This window comes from Cellulosimicrobium sp. Marseille-Q4280, from assembly GCF_943181405.1.
Classification (GTDB): Bacteria; Actinomycetota; Actinomycetes; order Actinomycetales; family Cellulomonadaceae; genus Cellulosimicrobium.
The window spans coordinates 89170-110271 of record NZ_CALPBY010000001.1; the positions used below are offsets into that span (position 1 = coordinate 89170).

A 21102-nucleotide genomic window follows, 5' to 3' on the forward strand; every position below is an offset into this window, starting at 1 on the left:
TCGTCCTTCGTGGTGGTGGCGACGGCGGTGGATCTTGCTGGGGGTGCGAATCTGCTGACAGGTGCGCGTCAGCCAGCGTCTACTCCGGAGCGGCAGGCTTTGCTCGTGCGGCGAGGCGGCGCTCGAACTCGGCGTAGGCCTGGCGCATGTGGGCCTCGCGGTCGAGGGTCTCGAACGGGAACTCGTAGAGGTAGTCGACGCCGCTGGCCGGGTGCGTCGAGGTGAGCTCCTCGTCCGTGTAGCGGCCGTCGTTGCCGCCCCGCTTGCGCCAGAGCGTCAGGACGGTGTTGGGCACGATGCGGCCGTTGGCGTCGAAGTGGTCGCGGCTGCGGTCGTAGCCGTAGAGCACCGGGAACTGCGTGCGGTAGATCGTGCAGAGCTCGTCCGCCGTGAGGCCCAGGGACAGGGCGACCAGCGCGTCGATCTCCAGGAGCGCCTGGCGGCGGTCCTCCGCACGACGCAGCGGCGTCTCCGGCGTCCAGGCCGGCCCCACATCGCCGAGGTCCACGAACCCGGAGCGCTCGGGCAGCCCGGTCCAGGAGTCGTCGGCGAACGCGTGGTCGAAGCAGTCGGCCCAGAGGTCGGCGTAGGCGTCGGTCACGCAGTTGAGGCGGAGCGATCGCAAGACGAGTTCCCCAGCGAACGCCCCGTCCACTGAGGGAAGACGGTTGACTGTGCGCGCTGAAATACCAGACTTTGGCGCGCTCCGAACGCCGAAGTCATGGACGAGTGACGCCATACCCGCGGATAGCAGTACTACGGCCCGAGGGGAAGAGGTGGGTGCGGCCGCAGAAAAGATTCCGTCGACGTGCGCAGCCCCAATCGGGATGAGTGCGGGGATCAGCGTTCGCTCGCCTGTGTTGGCTGCCATCCGGCGCCATGCAACTCGGTAGAAGCCCCGCGCGGCCACCGACTCAGTGCGGACGGTCGTGCCGTCCGAGCGGGTGGCGGTCTCTACGTCGCGAATCCACCGTGCGTCTACGGCGGGCACGGGCTGGATCGGATTGCCGTCTCGGCCAAGTATGACCTCGCGGGTCCAGTGCGTGTATGCCGCATCATATTTCGAGCGATCTCCCCGCGGCTTGTACGAAGTTGCAAGGATCGCGTCAAGCTGCAGCGACTCCAAATCAACATCGGTCCAGTCGCGGTGGTGTTTCATCGTCACGTTTGGCGACTTGAATGCTGGGTTTGCTACGAACAAGTGCGGCCCTTGAAGCACCGCGTCATCCCAGGATTCTGGCGCGCCCCAATCCGAGTCAAAATAGCCCTTAGCCTTGGTGGCGGCATTCTCCATCCATCCGAGCGAGAACTCGAGTCCGATCGAGCCGATCCTTGGAGCCTCCGCAAGACTATCCAGCACCGACGCTGTCGAGCGGTTCACCGCATAGACCATTCGGCTCTGGCGCGCGGGAGTTCCCTCGTCTTCCAGGACGTCGCGCCATGTTTCGAGCACATGGTCATCCACGCGGACAACGCGGGCCGCGTGCGGCCTTAAATCCCAATTGCCGTCTGGATCCTTGATTCCCGGTTCTTCGCCGGAGCCGTCGTGCACGAGCGATCTTTCGACAGTGTCCGGGTGATAGAGCGACGCCGCCTGCAAAAAGTTGGGCTTCTGACGTGACGCGTAGACGTTGACGCCGTACCGCTTTTGGTTCTGAATCTCAAAGAGTTGGAACTCGTTGATGAACTGCCAGTGCCGACGAAGCCGCTCGTAGGTCATGGCGCGCAGGGGCCCAGCTTTCTCATCCGTGAAGTGCGACTCGAGGTGAATCATCGCCGTCACGCCTGTCAACGACTGGTGGCGCCATGTCTGCTCCATGAAGCAGCGGTAGAGATCGGGAAAGAGTCCCGCGAGCAGGGGGTAGTTGGAGATATCGCTGACGTAAGCCGCCGTCGTGAGAACCTCAGCCGTGCTACCCACCACAAGTTCCACCAAACCCGGGAGGCTGAGCGTCGCCTTGCGGCGTATAGCTATCTCAGTTTGCGTCGCCGTTGCCTTGAGTTGCCACCACGGATCACCCTCAGCAAGTAGCGCTTCGGGATCCACCCTCGGCCGCACCCACGGTGGGTTCCCGACCTGCAGGTCGAACCCGCCGCGCCCAGCGAACACCGGCGCGAAGTCGAGCTTCCAGTGGAAGAACCCCTGCTGCGCGGCCACCTTCTCGCAGACGCGGAGCCACGGGTGCTCCGCGAGCACTTTCTCGGGGTCGAGCGCCTGCGCGAAGCCCAGGTCGAGCTCCTCGGCGGTGTTGAGCTCGTTCCAGTCGGCCACGTCGGAGAACGTCTGGTCGCCGCCGCGCCAGCGCTTGCCGGAGCCGGTGCTCGCGGCCGAGACGGTGACCCCGACGAGCTTCTGCAGCGCGTCGATCCACTTACCGAGCGACGGCGGATCGATCCGGACGCGACCGCGCTCGCCGCCGTCGGACACCTCGGTGCCCGCTCCCTCAGTCTCCACACTGTCGACCCGCGTGGTCAGCTCGTCCGTGAGCGGCCAGAACCACAGCGCGCACCAGGCGTCCATGATGCGGCGCAGGCGCTGATACGCCCCGCGCGCGTCAGCGAGGCTCGCCTCGATCTGCTCGCGGGTCACGGCCCCACCGGCAGGGAGGTCGTCGGCACCCCAGACGTCGACCTGCCGACGGATCTCGGACTCCGCGATCGTGAGCCGGCGCAGCGCGATGTCCCAGAGCTGCTCGACGCGCAGCGCGATGTCGTCGAGCGCCTTGGCCTGCGCGGCCGTCGGGCGCACGAGCACGCTCTTGCGCCACGCCTTGAGGCGGGCCAGCGCCTCGGGTGCGAGCTCCTTGGCCTCCTTCGCCTCGACGGCTGACCCCCAGCCCTCGGCCGGCAGCAGGAAGTGGTGGATGCCGCCGTCGACACCCGGCTCCGAGCCCTCAGAGTCAGGCGCCCCAGACAGGAGAGACACGTCGCGCGGGATCGCCTTGAGCCAGTCCTTCTTGGCCACCTGGTCGCGGCGAAACACCGCGCGGCGCGCCCCGATGAGCGAGTTGCCGCGCTTGAGGTGCAGTCCGAACCACGGTGCGCTCAGGCCCTTGCCCATGGTGTCGAGCCACAGGGAGATCTCCGCGAGCTCGACCGCGGTCGCGTTGAGGTCGACCCCGTACACCTGGTGCAGGGCGATGTACGCCTTGACCTTCTGGAGCTCGGCCGCGTACCTGTCCGGGTCGATCGACTCGCCGCGCTCCGCCTGGGCGCGCTTGAGGTACTCGGTAGCGAGCTGGCGCACGGCCTCGATCGCGAACGCACCCGACCCGAGGGCCGGCTCGCACACGGTCAGGTCGAGGATCTCCCGGGCGGACGTCGTCCGACGCACGCCGTCCGGGCCCTCCTGGTCGAGCAGTTCCTCCAACGCCTGCGACACCGTGAACCGGGTCAGCACCTCGGGCGTGTAGTACGACGCCGACTGCTGCCGCTCCCGGCCCGCGAGCCGGAACACGAACGTGCCCTGCTCGTGGACGACCGGCTTGAGCTCGCCCGTGACGGGGTCCGGCGTCTTGACGAAGTCCTTGGCCGCGATGGACTGGGACCTCACGACCGGGACCACCCACGAGCCCTTCTCGGAGTTCCCGTCCTTGGCGACCTCGTGCAGGTCCTCGGTGGCGAAGAAGCCCGTGTAGCTCATGAGGCCCTCGTACACCGCGCCGAGCTGGTTGATACCGAGCTCGGCGTACGAGATGAACCCGCGGTCCTTGCCCTTCGACTCCTTGCTCAGCAGCAGGTGCCGCAGCACCTGCTGCAGAGCCGCGTTACCCAGCCCGACGGCGTCGATGTGCGCGGTCGCCTTCGGCAGGAACAGGTCGGCCTTGAGCGGCTGGAACGTCAGGCCGTCCGCGCCGTCGTCGACGCGCTGCACCTCGCCGTCGACCCGCTCGCCGCGTGCGGCGCCCGCCGCGCCGTCGTGCCCGGAGTCGACGAGCGCAAAGAGCGTGCTCAGCGACTGGTACAGGTGCGTGCCGTGCTCGGAGCGCGGCCCGGCGATCTCCACGAGCGTCAGCTCGCGCAGTCGGTCGAGGCTGTACCCCTGCTCGTACGTCGGGTCGCCGACAGGCAGCACGCCGAGCTCCGGCGAGGCCTCCGCGAACAGCAGGAAGAGGATGCGGTAGAGGTAGCGCAGCGCGTGCCGCGCGAGTTCCTGCGCCTCCGCCTGCGGCAGCGGCTCCAGCCCCTGCGCGGCGCGGCGACGCACCACCTCGTTGGCGATGATCTCGATGGACAGCCGCACGCCCTCGCGCAGGTCCTTCGACACCCCGACGGTGTGCTTCACCGACTCGTCGAGGACGCCTGGCCACCAGAGGTTGCCCTCCGGGTCCGGGGCGAGCGACGCCGCCTCGACGCACGTCAGCGCAGTGTCCGTCTCGCCACCGCGCCTGTCGTCCGCGCGCTCGGCCACGAGCTGCACGTCGACGGCGAGGTAACGGCCCTCTGCCCAGCGGGTCTTCTCCGCGACGAGCATCCACCCGCCCGCCAGCACGAGCGCGAACTCCGGGGCGTCGTCCTGCACGAACAGGTAGGACAGCAGCCGCGCCACCGAGTGGATCTGCGTCTTCTCGTCGACGTCGTACGGCTCCAGCAGCGTCCGGTCGCGGCGGGCCGGCTTGGCGGGGTCACCCTTGACCAGCAGCGACTCGACATCCTTGACTGCGACGGCCTCGACGATCACGAGCGGCGCGGCGGCCTCCAGGCCGGTCGCGTGGATCCACTCGACCGGCCCGACGCGCTTGGACTGCAGCGCGATCGTCGAGTACCCGAGCACCTCGCGCAGTTCGGCGTACAGATCGGGCAGCACGGCGAACCGGCCGCCCGCCTCGCCGAGGCCCGCCAGCGTGGACAGCAGGTTCGCGCGCGCGCCCACGAACCGGGCGCGCGTCGTCTGCTCACCCTCCTTCGCGGCGTCGTCCCACGCCTTGCGGCGCTCGAGCACCTGCGTGCGGAACGACTGCTTGCCGTCCGTGCCGAAGTAGTGCTCGCTGATCCAGTCCTCGCCGACGACGATCGCGTCGCTCGCGGCCATCAGTGGTTCTCCTCGGTGTGGTTCGGGACGACGACGAGCAGCGGCCTCAGCAGCGTTCGCTGCGGCGCCATCTCGCGCGCCAGGCGCGACTCCTCGTCGATGTCCGACTGGCGGTTCGTGATGCCCACCTTGGCGGCCGCGGCCTCGCGGCTCATGAGCGCGGAGGCCTCCATGCGCCAGTGCTGGCTGCGCTTGAGCCACGCCTCGACGCGCTGCTGGGTCTCGGTCTCGATCGACGCGATCTGGTCGCCGACGGCGACCTCCGCCGACCGGACCGCCTGCCGGACGAACGGCTGGAACGACTCGGCGCCGTCGATCGCGCCGGTGTTGGTGACGCTGACGGCCAGGTGCGCGACGGCGTCGGGCGCGGACCCGTGCTTGGTCACCAGCCCGAACGACGGGCTGTCCTGGTTGGGGAACGCGACCGTCTGGTACGACGTCGCGACGACCTGCCCCCGCGCGTTGTACAGCGCGACCTGCACCAGGACTGTCAGGTCCTCGACGTCACCGCGCACGGCGAACACCTGGTTGCGGCCCAGCGACGCGAGCGCTCGGTCGGAGGCCCAGTCGACGATCGGGTGCAGCGGGCCGAGGAAGTGTGCCTCCGGCCAGGTGGACCGGGACTCCGCGCTCTTGGCGTTCGTCAGCTCCTGCTTGCCCTGCGCCAACGACGTCGCCAGGCGCAGCGTCTCGGTGACGTGCCGGTCGGCGAGGTACGACTGCGGCAGGACCTCGAGGCGCTGCTGCAGGTCGCGCGGGGGCTTGAGCGAGGCGATCGACTGGTGCGGGAACGTCTTCCACGCGACACCGTTCGTCGGCTCCTGGCCGGGCGTCGTGTAGATCTGGGTGAGCGCGTCCTCCAGGAACGTCAGCTCGTCGTCGTAGACGCCCGTGCGACCGCCGGTCTCCGGTCCGGCGGGTGGCTGCTGCCCCGGCGCCGGCGCGGCTGAGCTCGTGGCGCCGAGATTCATCATGCGTGCCAGGAGGCCCGCGGGGCCGTCGTCGGCGACGACCTCCTCGACCTCCTTGACCACGCTCTCCAGCGGCTTCGCCCGCCGCAGCACGTCCGCGATCGCGCGTTCCTCGGCCTTGACCGAGTACTCGCCCATGAGCGACGCCGTGTCTCCGAGCGCGGTGTGCGCGTGGTGCTCGCGGTCCACCAGGCGGGTCAGGACGCGGATGTCGCCGCCGAACCGGGTCGTCGTCTGCGGGTCCAGCAGCAGCGTGGTGATCTGCGGTGCATCCTTCTGTCCGTAGCGGTCGATGCGGCCGTTGCGCTGCTCGATGCGGATGAGCGACCAGGGAATGTCGTAATGCACCAGGTGGTGGCAGTGGCTGTGCAGGTTCACGCCCTCGGACGCCACGTCGCCCGTCACCAGCACGCGGATGGGGGAGGACGCCAGCTTGAACGACTCGACGATCTCCTGCTGGTCGACGTCGGACAGCCCGCCGTGCAGCACGACGACGTTCTCGTCGGTCAGGCCGAGGTCTTTCACGAGCTTCGCCTGCAGCCAGCCCAGCGTGGCCACGCGTTCGGCGAAGACCACGGCCCGCATCTCCGCGCCCTTGCGGACGCCGATGCCGCGCAGGTGGGCGAGCAGCGCCTCGTACTTCGCCGAAGGCTCGGACGTCGATCGCACGGCGAGCTCGTGCAGGCGCGTCAACGCGGCACGCTCGTCGGCGCGGGAGCCGGTGCCCGCCGATGCCCTGCGTACGGGGGAGGCGGGATCGGGTGACCCGATGCCGGGAAGGTGCGCGTCGACGTCGGGCATCTGCTCGGCGCTGTCGGGTGCGACGAGCGAGTCCTCGTCGTCGGACTCCTCGCGGCCACCCTCGAGGACGCGAAGCCGCTTGCGGACCGACTCCTCCAGCGCGGCGGGGGAGGACAGGAACGCCTTGGCGAGCGTCCACGGGAAGAGTGTTGCTCCGCCCTTGCCCGAGTACGGGCTGGCGCCGCCCGCCGGCCAGAGCCACGTGCGCTCCAGCTCGACCGCGATCTCCTCCTCGATCGGTGACGGCTTGACGAGGGTGTTCTGCGGTTCCTTGCGCTCCGCCCAGTCCGAGCCGACGACGGACGCGACCTCGGGAGAGTGGCGGTGGCGGCGGACGATCAGCCGCTTCACCTGCTCCTCGTCCAGCTCGACGCCGTCCGGCTTCACCGCCGACGGCTCGAGCATGCGGACCAGCGCGGCGAACGACTTCGGGTCGCCGTTGTGCGGGGTCGCGCTCGCCAGGATCATGGCGTCGGTCTGGCGGGAGAGCATCGTCGCGAGGCGGAAGTTCTGCGTCGACGAGTTCGTGACGTTGTGCGACTCGTCGATGACGACGGCGTCCCACCGGTGCTTGCGCAGGTGCGCCACGTACTTGTCGGACTTCAGCGTGTCGATCGAGATGATGACCCGCTTGAAGTACGCGAACGGGTTGCGGTTCGCCGGCAGCTTCTGGCGGATGCGCTGGATCCCGGTGCTGTCGAGGCGGACGAAAGGCAGTGCGAACCGGGTCCACAGCTCGAACTGCATCTGCTCGAGCACGTGCTTGGGGGTGACGACGAGGATGCGCTCGCCGCGGCCTCGCCGGGCGAGCTCCGAGAGGATCATGCCGATCTCGAGCGTCTTGCCCAGACCCACCGCGTCGGCCAGCAGGATGCGCGGGCGCAGGTTGTCCGGGTCCAGCGCCTTGCGCACCGCGGCGAACTGGTACGGCAGCGGGTCCGCGAGGGCGCGGTGGGCGGTGGTGAGCGAGTCCTCGGCGATCGGGACCGGCGTCTTGCGCAGCATCGCCTCGAGCCACAGCCGCGACTCGCGGTAACGGGGGGAACCGTCCGCGACGACGGTCGTCTCCGCCGGGTCCGCGACCACGACGTCGTCGATCGCCGTCGAGAAGATGGCCTCTGTGTCGCGGACGAGCTCCGAGAGCCCGACGACGTGGACGAAATGACCGTCCGTCGTCGGCTCCACCTGCGTGACGAGCCACTCCTCGTCGCGGACGACCACCGTCGACCCGGGGGCCGCGTTGAACTCCGTCCGTGACTCCGTCGCTGCTGTCACGTGCCTTCCCTTCAGTCCTTATGTGTGGCTGCGTGGGGTCCGGCGATCCACACAATCGCTCCGGTCATCATCTCTTGGACCGAGCACGTGCTGTCCTCACCCGACGGTGGAGCAGGACATGCCAGTCCCTGAAGGTAACGAGGGACGGGTCGGCGAACCCCCGTCCTTGTGGGTGAATTTTGCCGTTCGCCATCCTCTGGGCCAAACCAGCAGATAATGTCAGCCCGCTCAAGGTGATCTCTCTGAGGAGGGCCTGGTCGTGGCTCACGCCCACGTGACGACTGCTCGGCGTGAGCAGCGCATCCATCTCTTCAACGGCACGTGGGGTGCGCTGTGCTGCGCGTCACTGCTCACCGGCTGCGCTGCGAACACCTACTCGACGAACGAACCGAACGCCTACTCGCCGGGCGCAGCGGGATCCCATGCAGCCTCGCAGTCCTGTACGTCGCTCCTGGACAGCATCATCGCCCGTGTGCGTGACGGCGAGACGAGCGGTGCTGTCGACGTCGAGCTGGATGCGCTAGGGGATGGCTGCCCGTCCGAGTACGGCATCTTCGCCGACTACGCGTCCATCGACGGCTTCGCGCAGGCGGGCGCCGGTGGTGTCTGCTCGGACTACGCGGCCTACGGCGTCGACCCCGTCGCGATCGACCTTGCACGGCGGGATGGTCTGTGTGCGCCCGACACCTTGGGGGGAGTCGAACTCATCGGGTCATGGTCGTGCGGATATTCGCCGACCTTCAACGACGACTGGCACGACGACGTCCTCTGCACGAACGGCACGGAGGACGTCCGCCCATACCTGAGGGAATGGGACGACTACGTCACTGAGGAAGAAGTTATGGACTCCGCAAGGGAGTACGAGCAACAGCTCAACTCCCAGTGATCGTGGCCGCCCCATCGCAAGCGCGGTCTGGACTTTCAGCCGAGCGATGCCCCGGTGTCAAGCTCGGGAATACGGGGGGCGTTCGTGCTGATATACGCTGCCGCCAAACCCCGGGGCTTGCCACAGCCGATGTGATTCCCCGCGAGCCTACGCCTCCGCTCGTCGCGGCATGTTCGATCGGACCGGTTCCGGCGGTCCTGCCTCGAAGACATGCGAGCGGTGCCATCCGAGGTACTTCGCCCGGGGATGCAAGCCCTGGACCGGTTCGTGCAGTCGCTTCTTAAGATGAGGTTCGGCGAAGTACGTTCTCACGGCGGCGTTGTTGGCAATGGCTCGGTCCAACCGGTGGGAGACGAGGACTTCCAACTCATCGGTCACGGTCAGCAAGCCGGCGTCGAAAGCAGAATCGTGGGCTGCGCATGCGGCGTACCCGTTCGCGACGTCGAGCCGCTCCCTGCCGTCCGAGTTTCTCCACGGCTTGATGTGGCTCGCGCGAAGAAGCGTCGGACCCGATTCGACTCCTAGGGAGAAGCCGCAGAAGGCACACTCATACGCCCACGAAGTCAAGACCGAACGCGCGAAACGATGCTGGCCGATGCGGAGCGACGCGAGCATGAGGCGTTCTGTCACCTGTTCCTCGACGTCCTTGACGACCCAGCGATGGATCTCCCGCTCGACGACGGACTCCAGGGCGGCGACGTCGAGCTCGTCCTGGCCGAGGAGCTCGACTTCGCCACCGGTCTCCAGACCGAGGAAGTCGGGCAGCGAATCTCGGTCGACGCCGACCGTGCGGGCGGCGCCCAAGATGACTCGATATATATGGCTCATCGCCTGAAGGTTGGTTCGAAGCACCGAGCCGACGATGAGATCGTTGCGGGCGCCGTGAGAGCGAGAACCGTGAAGGTTGTTCATCTTGGCAATGATGCTCGTGGGCCGACGCTTGAAGAGCTGTGCGAGCGACTGGACCGGTTCGGGTGCCCTGTGGGCGCTTCCACTGCCGTATCGCGAGTGCTCGACCACGAACATGCCGGCCAGACACAGAAGCGTCTCGATCGGGAGGTAATCGACCTGATTGCGACCTGAAGGCCAGCTGCGTTCGAGGATCGCGCGCCATTGCTGGGCTGCTTTCGCAGTCGTCAGGTCGAGATAGTCGGCGGTCGACGCGGGCATGCGTGTGCCTGTTCTTGTGTCAGCGAACCCGAGCCGTAGAACGCTCGACCGTGCTGCTGATGCGTTGGGCGAGGTGCAGGAGTGAGGCGGCCTCGTTGCGGAGCTTGGCCCTGTCCGCGTCGGACATGCCCCGGAGGCGCTTCTCGAGGCTCTCGAGAATGCGGACCGACGAGTTGATCTGGCGACCCACCGCCAGCGCCTCGTTCCCGTGCTCGGCCTCGTGCGCCTCCTGCACGGCTTGCTTGGCGTGGGCGAGGTCGCGAGACTGCCGAAGAGCCGCCCGGCCGGCGGCATCGGCGACGACGTCAGCAAGGGTGCCGATCTCACGAGATTCTTTCACGACGGGGGGCCTTGCATCCCCGGCGCCGAAGATCCATCCGATGAGTTCCTCGAGCTCAGGCGTACGCTCGTGAGGCACGGGTGGCTCGCCCACCTTGAGCTGCGAAGCCAGCGGGGCACCGACATGCTCCCGGAGCGCACCGTTGGCCATCGCTACGGTGATCAGCGAGAACTCGTCCTCAGCCGCGGCGACCGTCTCTGTCGGAACCCCAGGCAAGTTCCGCGCCTGCTCGAGGATCTCCAAGTTTCTGTAGGCATTCCCGACCTTGACGCTGCTCGCGCCCATCAGTTTTGCAGCGTTCCGGATCGTCATCCCCTCGTCCTCGACGAGGTACTTCACGTAGCGCGCTTGCTCGAACGCGCGCCACTTCTTGATTCCGGTGAAGTGGCGGAAGCCGATCATCGGGGCGGCTTCCTCCCGGCTCGAGACGATGACGGTGGGGACCAGTGACGTCGTGGAGATGCCGCCTTGTGCAGCGATCGAGTGCCATCGGGCCGGCTTCGAGAAGGCGAGCCGGAACGCCTCATCGCTCAGCCCGAGAAGCGCGGTGACACGCCGATTGCCCTCGAGCACGACGAACGTGTCTTTGTCGCTCGGGTGTTGCATCACGACGATGTGCTCAGTCCCGAAGTACCCGTTGTCAACGATCGACTCGGCGATCTGGAAGGCGTCCGCTGTCTTCTCCAGGTACGCCGCGAGCGTAGCTTGGTCTGAGCCGCGCAACCGCTCGGGTAGTCGTGGGTTGCGTTCATCGAGACGAAGTCGGTCCAGGCCGATATGCGTGGTGTTGCCGGCCATGGCAGTACGGACGTCGGTAGACATGAAATGGATGCTCCGCAAATCGCGCTCAGCCCGGTCGCCCGTCGACCGGTCCCGTCAGGATCAGAACATACCCGCATCCGAGATGCGGCAGGTGCGACTCACTGGCTCGTGGTCGCGGTCAACCGCTGGACCGCGGTGAGGACTGCGGCCAGCCCCTCCCGTGTCACGGTAGACCCTCTCGACGTGTACGAGCTAGACCACGTGCCGCCAGCGATCTCCACGATGGCACGCGCGAGATCATGCTTGGTGCGGGCCTCGAGACCGAGGCCGAGGCGCTCGTCGACGAGCTCGAAGATCCGGCGAGGTTCGGTCGATCCTGAAGACATCGTCGGCGCGTCCACGCCGATGGCCAGTGCGATGTCACGAACGATTTCTTCCTTCTTCACGCCGGTCTCCCTACGACGGCTGCACACCTGTCTCCCTACGGCGGCTGCACACCTGCCGGAATCTACTGCATCCGCACAGTCCGCAGCCCTCTACGTCGGTGCCCGCGGGTAGGCTCCAGGCACGCTGTGCAAGTTGCCCGGAGGCGAGAGTGGCCCTGACGATCCCTGAGATGGACTCGACCCGCGACGTCGAGCAGTCCTACTTCGACGACGTGTACGAGATCCGAGAGCGGAAGCGCCAGTTTCGCGCAGGGGCCTACGTCGCCGCAGCAGACACCAAGGCCCGTACTGGGATGAAGCGCAATTCCGACGCCGACCAGACGCTGGGCAAGCCATCTGACCCTGCTGCCTTTCTCCGGATCGATACTCTCGACGGCGGTTGTCACTACGTAGGCAACGCTCCAGTCCAGGATGGCGGCGAACTCTACGTCATCTCTTGGAAGTCCGACGTCGCGCTAGAACTGAGGAGCGCCACAGTTGATGACGCACGTGGAGTGGCGCGTCTGCGGAATTTCGCATGCCTTCCGACGAATGTCATCGACTCCATCGGCGACCAGATCCTTGCGGAGCTCGCCCAGACCGTGGCCGATCTGGATGACAGCGACCTCGGAGTTGCCAAGGTCGACGCGATGCTTCAGGACGTCCTCAGCAGCGCGCGAGAGCCCGAGATGCGGAAGATCGTCGAGACGATCCAGGCGGCTCAGGCAGCACTCATCGGATCCGATGCCGACAGACTTCTTGTGATCCAGGGAGGTCCGGGCACCGGGAAGACAGCCGTCGCCCTTCACCGCCTCTCAGTCATACTTTTCCAGCAGCGGTCCCTCACCCCGGACGACGTCCTCGTCGTGGGGCCGAGCAAGACCTTCGCCCGATATATCGGCCGAGTGATGCCTGAGCTCGGCGATGACAAGGTGAGGGTCACAGACCTCGCGCAGATGCTCGGTGATGCTCGGCCGTCGTACAAGGACACCCCGGACGCTGCGCGACTCAAAGGTGACGTGCGCATGGTCGGATTTGTCTCGCGCGCTCTGCGTGATCGGGTCCGGGCACCAGAGGATGGGGTGACGTTCACGGTCTCCGGAGTCGGTCCTGTCACGATTGACGCTGGTGAGGTGTCGGAGGCGATCGGCCGATCGGTCGGAGGTCCTCTGGTTGAAGACCGCTCCCGGTTCCGGGAGGCGTTGAAGAACGTCCTTGTCGTGCGCGCGCGGGAAGCAGCCGCTGCTGCCCGCGTACCGGTACGTGGCGACATCGCGATGAGGATCGATGGAACCGAGGTCGAGGCCGCAGTCGCGCGGATCTGGCCCACCATGTCCCCCAGGGCGTTCCTCGCCAGCCTCTACGGTTCGTTCCCTCGACTGATTGCTGCCGCCGGTTCGGTTCTCCTCGCTGAAGAGGTTGCTCTTCTGCAGCGCTCGGTCGGCTCGAGGGTCGCTGACCAGCAGTGGTCCAGCGAGGACCTCTTCATGCTGGATGAGGTCGCCGCGCAGATGGGTGACATCCCGCCGGCGCGATTCGCACACATCGTCGTCGACGAGGCGCAGGATCTGTCGCCGATGCAGGTCCGTGCCGTTGCCCGTCGATCGCGCGACGGTGCCATGACGATGGTCGGAGACATCGCGCAGTCCACCGGCCACTGGGCGCGAGACAGCTGGAGCGACGTGTTCGACCTTGTCGAGACGAGCCTCCCCAAGGACATCGAGTATCTCGATATCGGATACCGCGTGCCCAGATCGGTGATGGATGTAGCGGCCCGCCTGCTCCCTCATGCGGCGCCCGATGTCCCCATGCCCAGAGTCGTCCGAGACGTAGAGCAGGGGCCCCGTTTCGTCGAGGTCGACGACCCGGAAGATATCGGGATGCGCGTCGCAGACGTCGTGCAGGAGCACTCGTCGCGCGGTCGGTTCGTCGGTGTGATCTGCCCTGACAGGAGTCGGGCGATGGTCGAGTCCACGATGCGCCGCCGGAGCATCAACTGGCAGGACGTTGACGCTGGAGGGTTGAGCAGCGCCATCAACCTTGTCAGTCCCGTGGCCTCGAAAGGGCTGGAGTTCGACTCCGTCGTGGTCGTGGATCCGAGCGGGATCGTCGAGGCAGGCCCGCAGGGTCTGCGGATGCTGTTCGTCGCTCTTACACGCACCACGGCGCACCTCGACATCGTTTATTCGTCGGGTGAACTTCCTGTCGAGCTCTTGCCACCGGGTCAGGGACGGGACGATGCGGAGACTGCGCATGCGCACTTCGCTGACGTTGAGATGGACGCGTCGGGCGGTGACAGTGATGCCGTGGACTCGTCAACAGTCGCCGAGAAGCGTCACGAACGGTCCAGGATCGGTCGCTCGTCGTCGCGTGGGCCTGATGGGGTGCCTCGTGCGGAGGACCTGCTTCTCACACCGCGCCAAGAGGCAGTCGTGGAGAGCGAGTCCCGGGAAATCCTGGCGATGCTCCGCGAGACCGTTGCCCCGGCGATCGTGGCTGCCGTGCTCGATCGCGCCCTCGTGCACGTCGGAAGCGCGACGACGAGCGCTCCGGGCTTGAGCGAGCGTCAAGAGCGGGTCGTCGATCGAGAAGCCGCTGATGTCGTGGGGCAGCTCGAAGAGACGCTCGCACCGACGCTCCATGCATCCGTACTCAGGCGGGCAATCCGGCAACTCGACTGACATCTGGTCCAACATGTCTGACAACAGCCTCATTGGGAGCTAAGCTGGCACATCGGTTGCCCGCCCACCGGCAGCTCACGAGCAAGCAAGGAGAGTCATGCCCGCGGAAGCTGATGCGGAGTTCACATTCATCGACCTCTTCGCGGGTGTCGGCGGGTTTCATGCCGCACTCGCAGAGCTGGGCGGGCGATGCGTCTACGCGAGCGAGAAGGACAAGCGAGCGTGGGAGGTCTACCAGAAGGCGTGGGGCACCCCGCGGCACGAGGGCAAGCCGTCCTTCTCTCTCGACATCCGGGATCACGTGAAGCCGCTGCCCGAGTCCGAACTGCCTGATCCTGAGAGGGACCTGCCGCAGATCCCGGAGCACGATGTCCTGACGGCAGGGTTCCCCTGCCAGGCGTTCAGCAAGTCAGGGAAGCAGAAGGGAACTCTCGACGAGACCCGCGGCACTCTGTTTTACGACATCCTGAGGATCGTCCGGGCACGGCGGCCAAAGATCGTCTTCCTCGAGAACGTCAAGAATCTGGTGGGGCCTCGGCATCGCGACACGACGTTCGAGACCATCATCGGGGGTCTCAAGGAGTTCGGGTATCTCGTCTCCCGTGTGCCGACGGTCATCAGTCCGCACCGCATCGTGCCCCAGGCCGGAGGCACCCCGCAGGTTCGCGAGCGGGTGTACATCATGGCCGTCCGGCGCGACCTGGTCGGCCGTGCTGCTCTCCCGTTCAGCGAGTTTACATACCAAAACTGGGACGTCGAGAGTTGGAACCTCCACGAACTTGAGCTGCCCGTGCTCGGAGGGCGGACCATCTTGGAGGCGCCTGGCGAGGATCTCCGACGGTACGAGGTATCCGGAGAAGAGCGCGCGGCGCTGGATTGGTGGGAGTCGCTTCTTCAGGAGGTGATCAAGGAGTCAGAGGCTACTGCCGCCCAACCGCGCTCTGATCGATGGATCCCCGGACATCCCATCTGGCTCAAGGTGCTTGACGAGGTCTGGCGCGGTAGGGAACTTGACGACGCCAAGACACGGGACCTGCCGTGGAAGGCGAATTTCATCCGGAAGAACGTCGACTTCTTCGAGGAGCGCGCGGGAGCCCTGGCGGCAGTCAGGCAGGCCTGGGACGAGAGCGGGCAGCCTCAACCGGATGCGCAGCGGGCGCTGAGCAGGGCAAAGTTTGAGTGGCAGGCGGGGCTTGAGAGGTCGATCTTCCACTGCCTCATCCAGTTCCGGCCCTCGGGTATCCGCGTGCGGCCCGCGACCTACACGCCGGCACTGGTCGCCATCAACCAGACGCCGATCTACGGGCCGGAGCGCCGTCGGTTGACGCCGCGTGAGGTCGGGAGGCTGCAGGCGTTCCCCGAACGAGTCCGTGACGCGATGGTGGCTCTGAAGCAAGGGGACGCGGAGTCGTACAAGCAGTTCGGCAATGCCGTCCACGTCGGCGCGGTGCGCTTCGCGCTCGCACAGCTCCTCACGCATCTCTCGCAGTGGGAGCTTGACCCCCCCTTGCTCCGACTCAAGGAGAAGCTCGACGATGTTGTCGGGGGGCAGCGTGGTTCCGAGTCGGATGGGATGCCGGGCCAGGGAATGCTGCGGCTGGAAGACCGGGCGGGATCTGAAGCCGCGTGACCCTCACGCCATCTCCGCAACAGGTCCCCGCCCACCCCGGGGCCAGCTCTCCAGCGATATCCAGAAGGATGAGCACGGCGAAGCGCCGCGACACCGCGCCAGAGCTGGCACTGCGACGCGAGCTTCACGCTCGAGGGTTGCGCTACCGGGTGGCGTTCCCCGTCCCTGGACAGAAGCGGCGGACGATCGACATCGCCTTCACCCGTGCGCGAGTCGCCGTCTTCGTGGACGGCTGCTTCTGGCACGGGTGCCCGGTGCATGGAACGTCGCCGCGAGCGAATGGACAGTGGTGGAAGGCAAAGCTGGCAGCCAATCGCGCACGAGACGAGGACACGGATCGGGTCCTGCGCTCCGTGGGCTGGCGCACTGTTCGCGTGTGGGAGCACGAGTCCCCGATGGAGGCGGCGGGGCGCGTAGAGCGGGAGGTGTGGGGCCAGGCGGCGACGCGGTGACGACACCGATTTCACCCGCTCGGACGAGTTCGGCGACTTGGGCTCCGGCGGCCGGACGCCTACGGTGTTTCCAGCCAATGGAGGGGCACCCATGACTCAAAGCGTCGTCGTCCGGCCAGGTGTCGGGATGCTCGCGCTCTTTCCCTCGATGAGCTACAAACCGTGGTACGCCATCGGCGAGTTTGTCGACAACGCCCTCCAGTCCTGGCGAGCAAACAAGGGGAACCTGCGGGCGGCTCACGGTGGTCGCGATCCCGTGCTCAAGATCGACGTCGACATCGACCGTGACCGGGGAACCATCGTCGTCACCGACAACGCGGCTGGCATCGCGACGGCCGATGTCGGCCGCGCGTTCACCCCAGCTGAGCCGCCGGCCGATGCGACGGGATTGTCCCAGTTCGGGATCGGCATGAAGAGTGCCGCCTGCTGGTATGCCCAGCACTTCGTCGTCACGACGACAGCACTCGGGGAGCCAGTGCGTAGGACGGTCAGCTTCGACGTTCCTCTGATCATCGAGACGAAGTCCGACACGCTCCCGGTCACGGAGACTTCTGCACCCGCGGAAGAGCATGGCACCACGCTCGTCCTGACTCGACTCAATCAGAGCCCGCCGACCGGACGTACCCTCGGCAAGATCCGGGACTATCTGCGGAGCATCTATCGGGAGTTCCTCGTCGACGAGGATGTCCACCTAGTCGTAGGGGGTGAACGGCTGCGTCCCGAGCCCGCCCAGTTGCTCACCGCTGCCAGATGGAACGACCGAGAGGCGCTTGCTTTGGAATGGCGCAAGGATCTCGAGGTCTCGCTGCCCTCTGGGCGGCGGGTCAGCGGATGGGCCGGGCTCCTCTCGAAGGGCTCGACCTCAAGAGCTGGCTTCGCGCTCCTCTACCGCGGCAAGGTGGTCCAGGGCGCCGGCGCGATGGCGAAGGATCCCGCCGATGCGTTCAAGCCTCAAGAGATCTTCGGTCAGGGCAATACTTTTCGATCGCAGCGTCTGGTCGGCGAGTTCGACGTCTCCGCCATCAACGTCACGCATACCAAGGACGCGCTGATCTGGGACGGCGAGGACGAAGAAGCCTTTCTGGGCGAGCTAAGGGAGCAGATCGATGCGGAACCTCTGCCCTTGCTTCGACAGGCCGACAACTATCGCGCTACAGAGCGGAACCGGTCTGTTCAGTCGACGGTGCGTAATGTTGTAGAAACCGTCGCGCAGCTCGTCGGGCGAACCGAGCGCGAGAATCCCTATGTTCATGGCGCGGCCGTCACCGTCGGCCCCGTCCCCCCCGAGGCGAACGATAGCGTGACCGAGAGCGCTTCGCCGGCCGTCGAACAGAAGGTAGAAGTCAGTGAGGCCGAGCTTGCCGTGCAGGGAGAGAGCCTCATCATCCGCGTCGTCGATGAACCTGCGGACTCCAAGAGTTGGCTGCGGGTCGAACGGGCAGGCGATGACTGGGTCATCTCGATGAACCGGGCGCACCGGTTCACCGAGTCGTTCGCCTACTTACCCGGCATGGATCTTGAGCCAATCTTGCGACTCGCCGTGGCGATCGCGCTTTCGCAGATCCACGCTCAACAGAGCGGATCGCGCGAGCCGCGGTTCTTCGTCGCAGAACTCAACAGGCTGCTGGCGGGTCCACTCGCTGAACGTACGGAGGCTGTCTCATGAACGCTGACGTCAATGGCGTTGCGACGCCCAATGCAGCGTGGACACCGGTCGCCGGCGATGAACTCGAGATGACACTCGAACGGTCAGGGCTCCCTGAAGCTGCCGCCTCCAAGGTTCGCAATGAGACCTTACGTATTCTCTCGAGATGCCGTGAACCCATCTGGCACTCCGAGGGTAGAGAGGCGGAACTGGTCGTCGGCGAAGTGCAGAGCGGCAAGACGCTCTCCTTTACTTCCCTCATCGCGGCGGGGCGGGACAACGGATTTCCGCTAGTCGTGGTTCTGGCCGGGACGAAGAAAAACCTTCGCGACCAGACGTTCGAGCGGCTCAAGCGCGATCTCGGCATGGACGGTGACGGGGGGCTCGCGGTGTGGAACGCCCTCAACGGCCCAGCGGGCGCTGATGCTGAAGGCGTCGTAAGGCTTCTCAACCGTTGGCAGGGGCGCAAGAGTGAGCGTGGCCGGGTGGCGACGGTAGCAGTGGTCCTGAAGAACCATGACGCACTGCGCAGCACCCGCGAGTTCCTCGCCGCAGTGACGGCGGCGGTCGGCAGCGTGCCAATCCTCTTTGTCGACGACGAGGGAGACCAGGCAGGACTGAACCTCGCCAAGGGCGGAAATGAGAGCACCACCTACCGCGCAATCCGTCTAGTCCGGGAAGCATCACCGAACCACACATACGTGCTATACACCGCGACTCCTCAGGCGCCACTCCTGATCGCGATGGAGGACTCGCTGTCCCCGAGGACGGTCAGCGTCCTCGAAGCCGGCCCCGACTATGTCGGCGCGGAGGCATTGTTCGAGAACCACACGAGCGATTTTGTACGCAAGATCACTGACAGCAACGACGCTCTCGATCCGGACGCGGTGGGACCACCATCGTCGCTCGTCACTTCGCTCGCGACCTATCTGTTGTCGCTCATCGTCGCGCAGCGTCGCCGGTCGCCCCGGCCGTTGAGCATGCTGATCCACCCCTCGTCGACGACCGATCTCCATCGGGCATATGAGAGGTGGATCAAGAAGATCATAGATCGGCTCATCACGGTATTCGAAGCGGACGATCGGGAACTACTTGAACAGACGAAGGCGGAAACCTTCGCCGCGGCCTACGAGGACCTCACGTCGACGGGCGGTGCAACCGTGCGTGGCGATGTGGTCTCGCTCGACGAGCTGCTGGAGGATCTTGAGGTCTATCTGCCGCAAGTCAAGGTCGTGACCGTAAACAGCGAAGACGGACGCGAAATCCAGTCGAACGACTGGCGTAGTCGTCCAGGCTGGATCGTGATCGGTGGCAACAAGCTGGACCGAGGATTCACAGTCGAGAACCTCGCAGTCACTTACATGCCGCGAGGGCCCGGGATCGGAAACGCCGATACCGTACAGCAGCGTGGGCGGTTCTTCGGATACAAGCGAACATACATCGATCTGCTCCGTGCTTGGCTCAACCCTGGGACGATCTCGGTCTACGAGAGCTACGTCGAACACGACCGTGTGATGCGTCACGATCTCGCGCTACTCGACCAGGAAGATCTTCCGCTTCGCGACTGGCGTCGCTCGATACTCCTCGACCCGGCGCTGAACCCGACACGGCGCGCCGTCATACGCCTCGACCTCTCGAGCCATCAAGTCCGTCCTGGTTGGGCCTTGGTTCAGGAGCGTCTCTACTCGGAGTGCCACCCCGATACCGAGGGTGCGGCGGACCTTGAGACACTCAAGCGTCTTGCGTCGGCCGATCCGCGTGACTTCCGGCCCGAACCAGCCGTAAGGAACTCGACTGTCCGGACGACGTGGGAGAGGGTTGCACCGGCGCTCGCTGGCTGGCGGGCCGCCGAGATTGAGAAAGACAAGATCTACTCCCTCCTCCTAGCCATCCAGGAGACTGCGGGGAGCGACTTTCCCACCGAAGTCGTGTTCATGAACGGTGGAGCCATCCGCCGTCGCGGTCCCGACACTGAGTCGAGGCAGACAATCATCGCGGTTGCGGGCAACATCGCTCTCGTAGATGACACTGATGAGCTCTCGATCGGAAACCTGATGCAAGGCGCCGACCCAGCAGACGGGAGCGTATACCCGGGGGATCGCGCGTTCGTCAGCGAGGACGCGATCACCCTCCAGGTTCACGAACTGGACGTCGAGGTGCCGTCTGCGGCGTCCGTGCGGGCGACGGCTCTCGCGATCCATCTCCCAGATGGCTTCAGCAGTCGGGTGCTGCTTCAGGACTAACGCGCGCTTGCGCTCTGCGCCTTTCCTGTGCGTAATGCGTCTGGCAGGGCTCCGTGCTAACGCTCGCGGGCGACGACAAGAGCGACTGCTAGTTGAACGCGGCCCGAGGTTCCGAGCTTTGCGTTCGCACTCTGGATATGTGTCTTTACCGTTGCCTCGCTGAGGAACAGCCGTTGGGCGATGTCCGCGTTGGACAGGCCGTCCACCACGAGCCGTGCGACGTCAAGTTCGCGCTCACTGAGCGCGGCGAGCCGTTTCGCTGCCTCTCGGCGGCCAGCCACCCCAGGCGCAGCGCTCACCTGGGCCATGACGGTCCGTGCCGCTCTCGGCGACAGCGCCCCGTCTCCTGCCGCCACGGCACGCACCGCCGCGACGATCTCCGCCGGTTCGGCGTCCTTCGCGAGGAATCCCGCCGCGCCGGCGTGCACGGCGTCGAGGATGACCTGCTCGGTGTCGAACGACGTCATGACGATGACACCGGGTGCCGTCGGGATCGCTGCGAGCGCGCGAGTCGCCGCGACGCCGTCCATGCGCGCCATCCGGAGGTCCATGAGCACGACGTCCGGGTGGTGGGCCTGTACGCAGGTGACGACCTCGTCGCCGTCAGCCGCTTCCGCCACGACCTCGAGGTCGCTGGCCCGCAGGATGGTCCGCAGCAGGCGTCGCACCATCGCGTCGTCGTCGACGACCATCACCCTGATCACGATCGAAGCCTAGCGACGACGCCCCACTCGTGGTCGGGACGCCCGCCCAGCATCGCTACAGCGCGGGTCGTTTCGTGCCAACAGC

General features: G+C 66.2%; 12 protein-coding genes. 6 read left to right on the top strand and 6 right to left on the bottom strand.

Annotated features, from left to right (window positions below; genetic code table 11):
* Positions 1-79 precede the first annotated feature (79 nt).
* Entirely contained in the window at positions 80-5032 is a 4953-nt protein-coding gene (locus NFS20_RS00340; protein WP_251149772.1) for a DNA methyltransferase, read from the bottom strand.
* Positions 5032-8079, bottom strand: coding sequence for an SNF2-related protein (locus NFS20_RS00345; protein WP_251149773.1), 3048 nt, complete (start codon positions 8077-8079; stop codon positions 5032-5034). Before NFS20_RS00345 ends, NFS20_RS00340 begins: the two co-directional genes overlap by 1 nt.
* Positions 8080-8338: 259 nt before the next feature.
* Between NFS20_RS00345 and NFS20_RS00350 the strand changes: the two genes are divergently transcribed.
* Complete coding sequence (locus NFS20_RS00350) at positions 8339-8965, top strand: hypothetical protein (protein ID WP_251149774.1); 627 nt, start codon at positions 8339-8341, stop codon at positions 8963-8965.
* 147 nt (positions 8966-9112) lie between these two features.
* Here NFS20_RS00350 and NFS20_RS00355 read toward each other — a convergent pair whose 3' ends face one another.
* The 3 genes from NFS20_RS00355 to NFS20_RS00365 all read right to left on the bottom strand — a co-directional run bounded on the left by NFS20_RS00355 (position 9113) and on the right by NFS20_RS00365 (position 11683).
* A complete protein-coding gene (locus NFS20_RS00355; protein ID WP_251149775.1) occupies positions 9113-10135 on the bottom strand; it encodes an HNH endonuclease in 1023 nt (340 codons plus the stop codon).
* A 19-nt stretch (positions 10136-10154) separates the two neighbouring features.
* On the bottom strand, positions 10155-11297 hold the full coding sequence (locus NFS20_RS00360) for a MerR family transcriptional regulator (protein WP_251149776.1): 1143 nt from the start codon (positions 11295-11297) through the stop codon (positions 10155-10157).
* A gap of 98 nt (positions 11298-11395) precedes the next feature.
* Positions 11396-11683, bottom strand: a complete 288-nt coding sequence (locus NFS20_RS00365; protein ID WP_251149777.1) for a hypothetical protein — start codon at positions 11681-11683, stop codon at positions 11396-11398.
* A gap of 170 nt (positions 11684-11853) precedes the next feature.
* On the opposite strand from NFS20_RS00365, the gene NFS20_RS00370 reads away from it, so the two are divergent.
* From NFS20_RS00370 to NFS20_RS00390, 5 genes are all read left to right on the top strand, one after another.
* A complete protein-coding gene (locus tag NFS20_RS00370; RefSeq protein WP_251149778.1) occupies positions 11854-14343 on the top strand; it encodes a HelD family protein in 2490 nt (829 codons plus the stop codon).
* A 97-nt stretch (positions 14344-14440) separates the two neighbouring features.
* Positions 14441-15973 carry a DNA (cytosine-5-)-methyltransferase gene (gene dcm / locus NFS20_RS00375; RefSeq protein WP_251149779.1) on the top strand — a complete coding sequence of 511 codons (1533 nt, stop codon included), beginning with the start codon at positions 14441-14443 and terminating at the stop codon, positions 15971-15973.
* A gap of 68 nt (positions 15974-16041) precedes the next feature.
* Positions 16042-16425, top strand: a complete 384-nt coding sequence (locus tag NFS20_RS00380; protein WP_251149780.1) for a very short patch repair endonuclease — start codon at positions 16042-16044, stop codon at positions 16423-16425.
* Between the two features lie 91 nt (positions 16426-16516).
* Positions 16517-18091, top strand: a complete 1575-nt coding sequence (locus NFS20_RS00385) for an ATP-binding protein (RefSeq protein ID WP_251149781.1) — start codon at positions 16517-16519, stop codon at positions 18089-18091.
* Positions 18088-20313 carry a Z1 domain-containing protein gene (locus tag NFS20_RS00390; protein WP_251149782.1) on the top strand — a complete coding sequence of 742 codons (2226 nt, stop codon included), beginning with the start codon at positions 18088-18090 and terminating at the stop codon, positions 20311-20313. The genes NFS20_RS00385 and NFS20_RS00390 overlap by 4 nt, the downstream gene beginning before the upstream one ends.
* A gap of 56 nt (positions 20314-20369) precedes the next feature.
* On the opposite strand, the gene NFS20_RS00395 is transcribed toward NFS20_RS00390, so the two are convergent.
* A complete protein-coding gene (locus NFS20_RS00395) occupies positions 20370-21017 on the bottom strand; it encodes a response regulator (RefSeq protein WP_251149783.1) in 648 nt (215 codons plus the stop codon).
* Between the last annotated feature and the right edge of the window lie 85 nt (positions 21018-21102).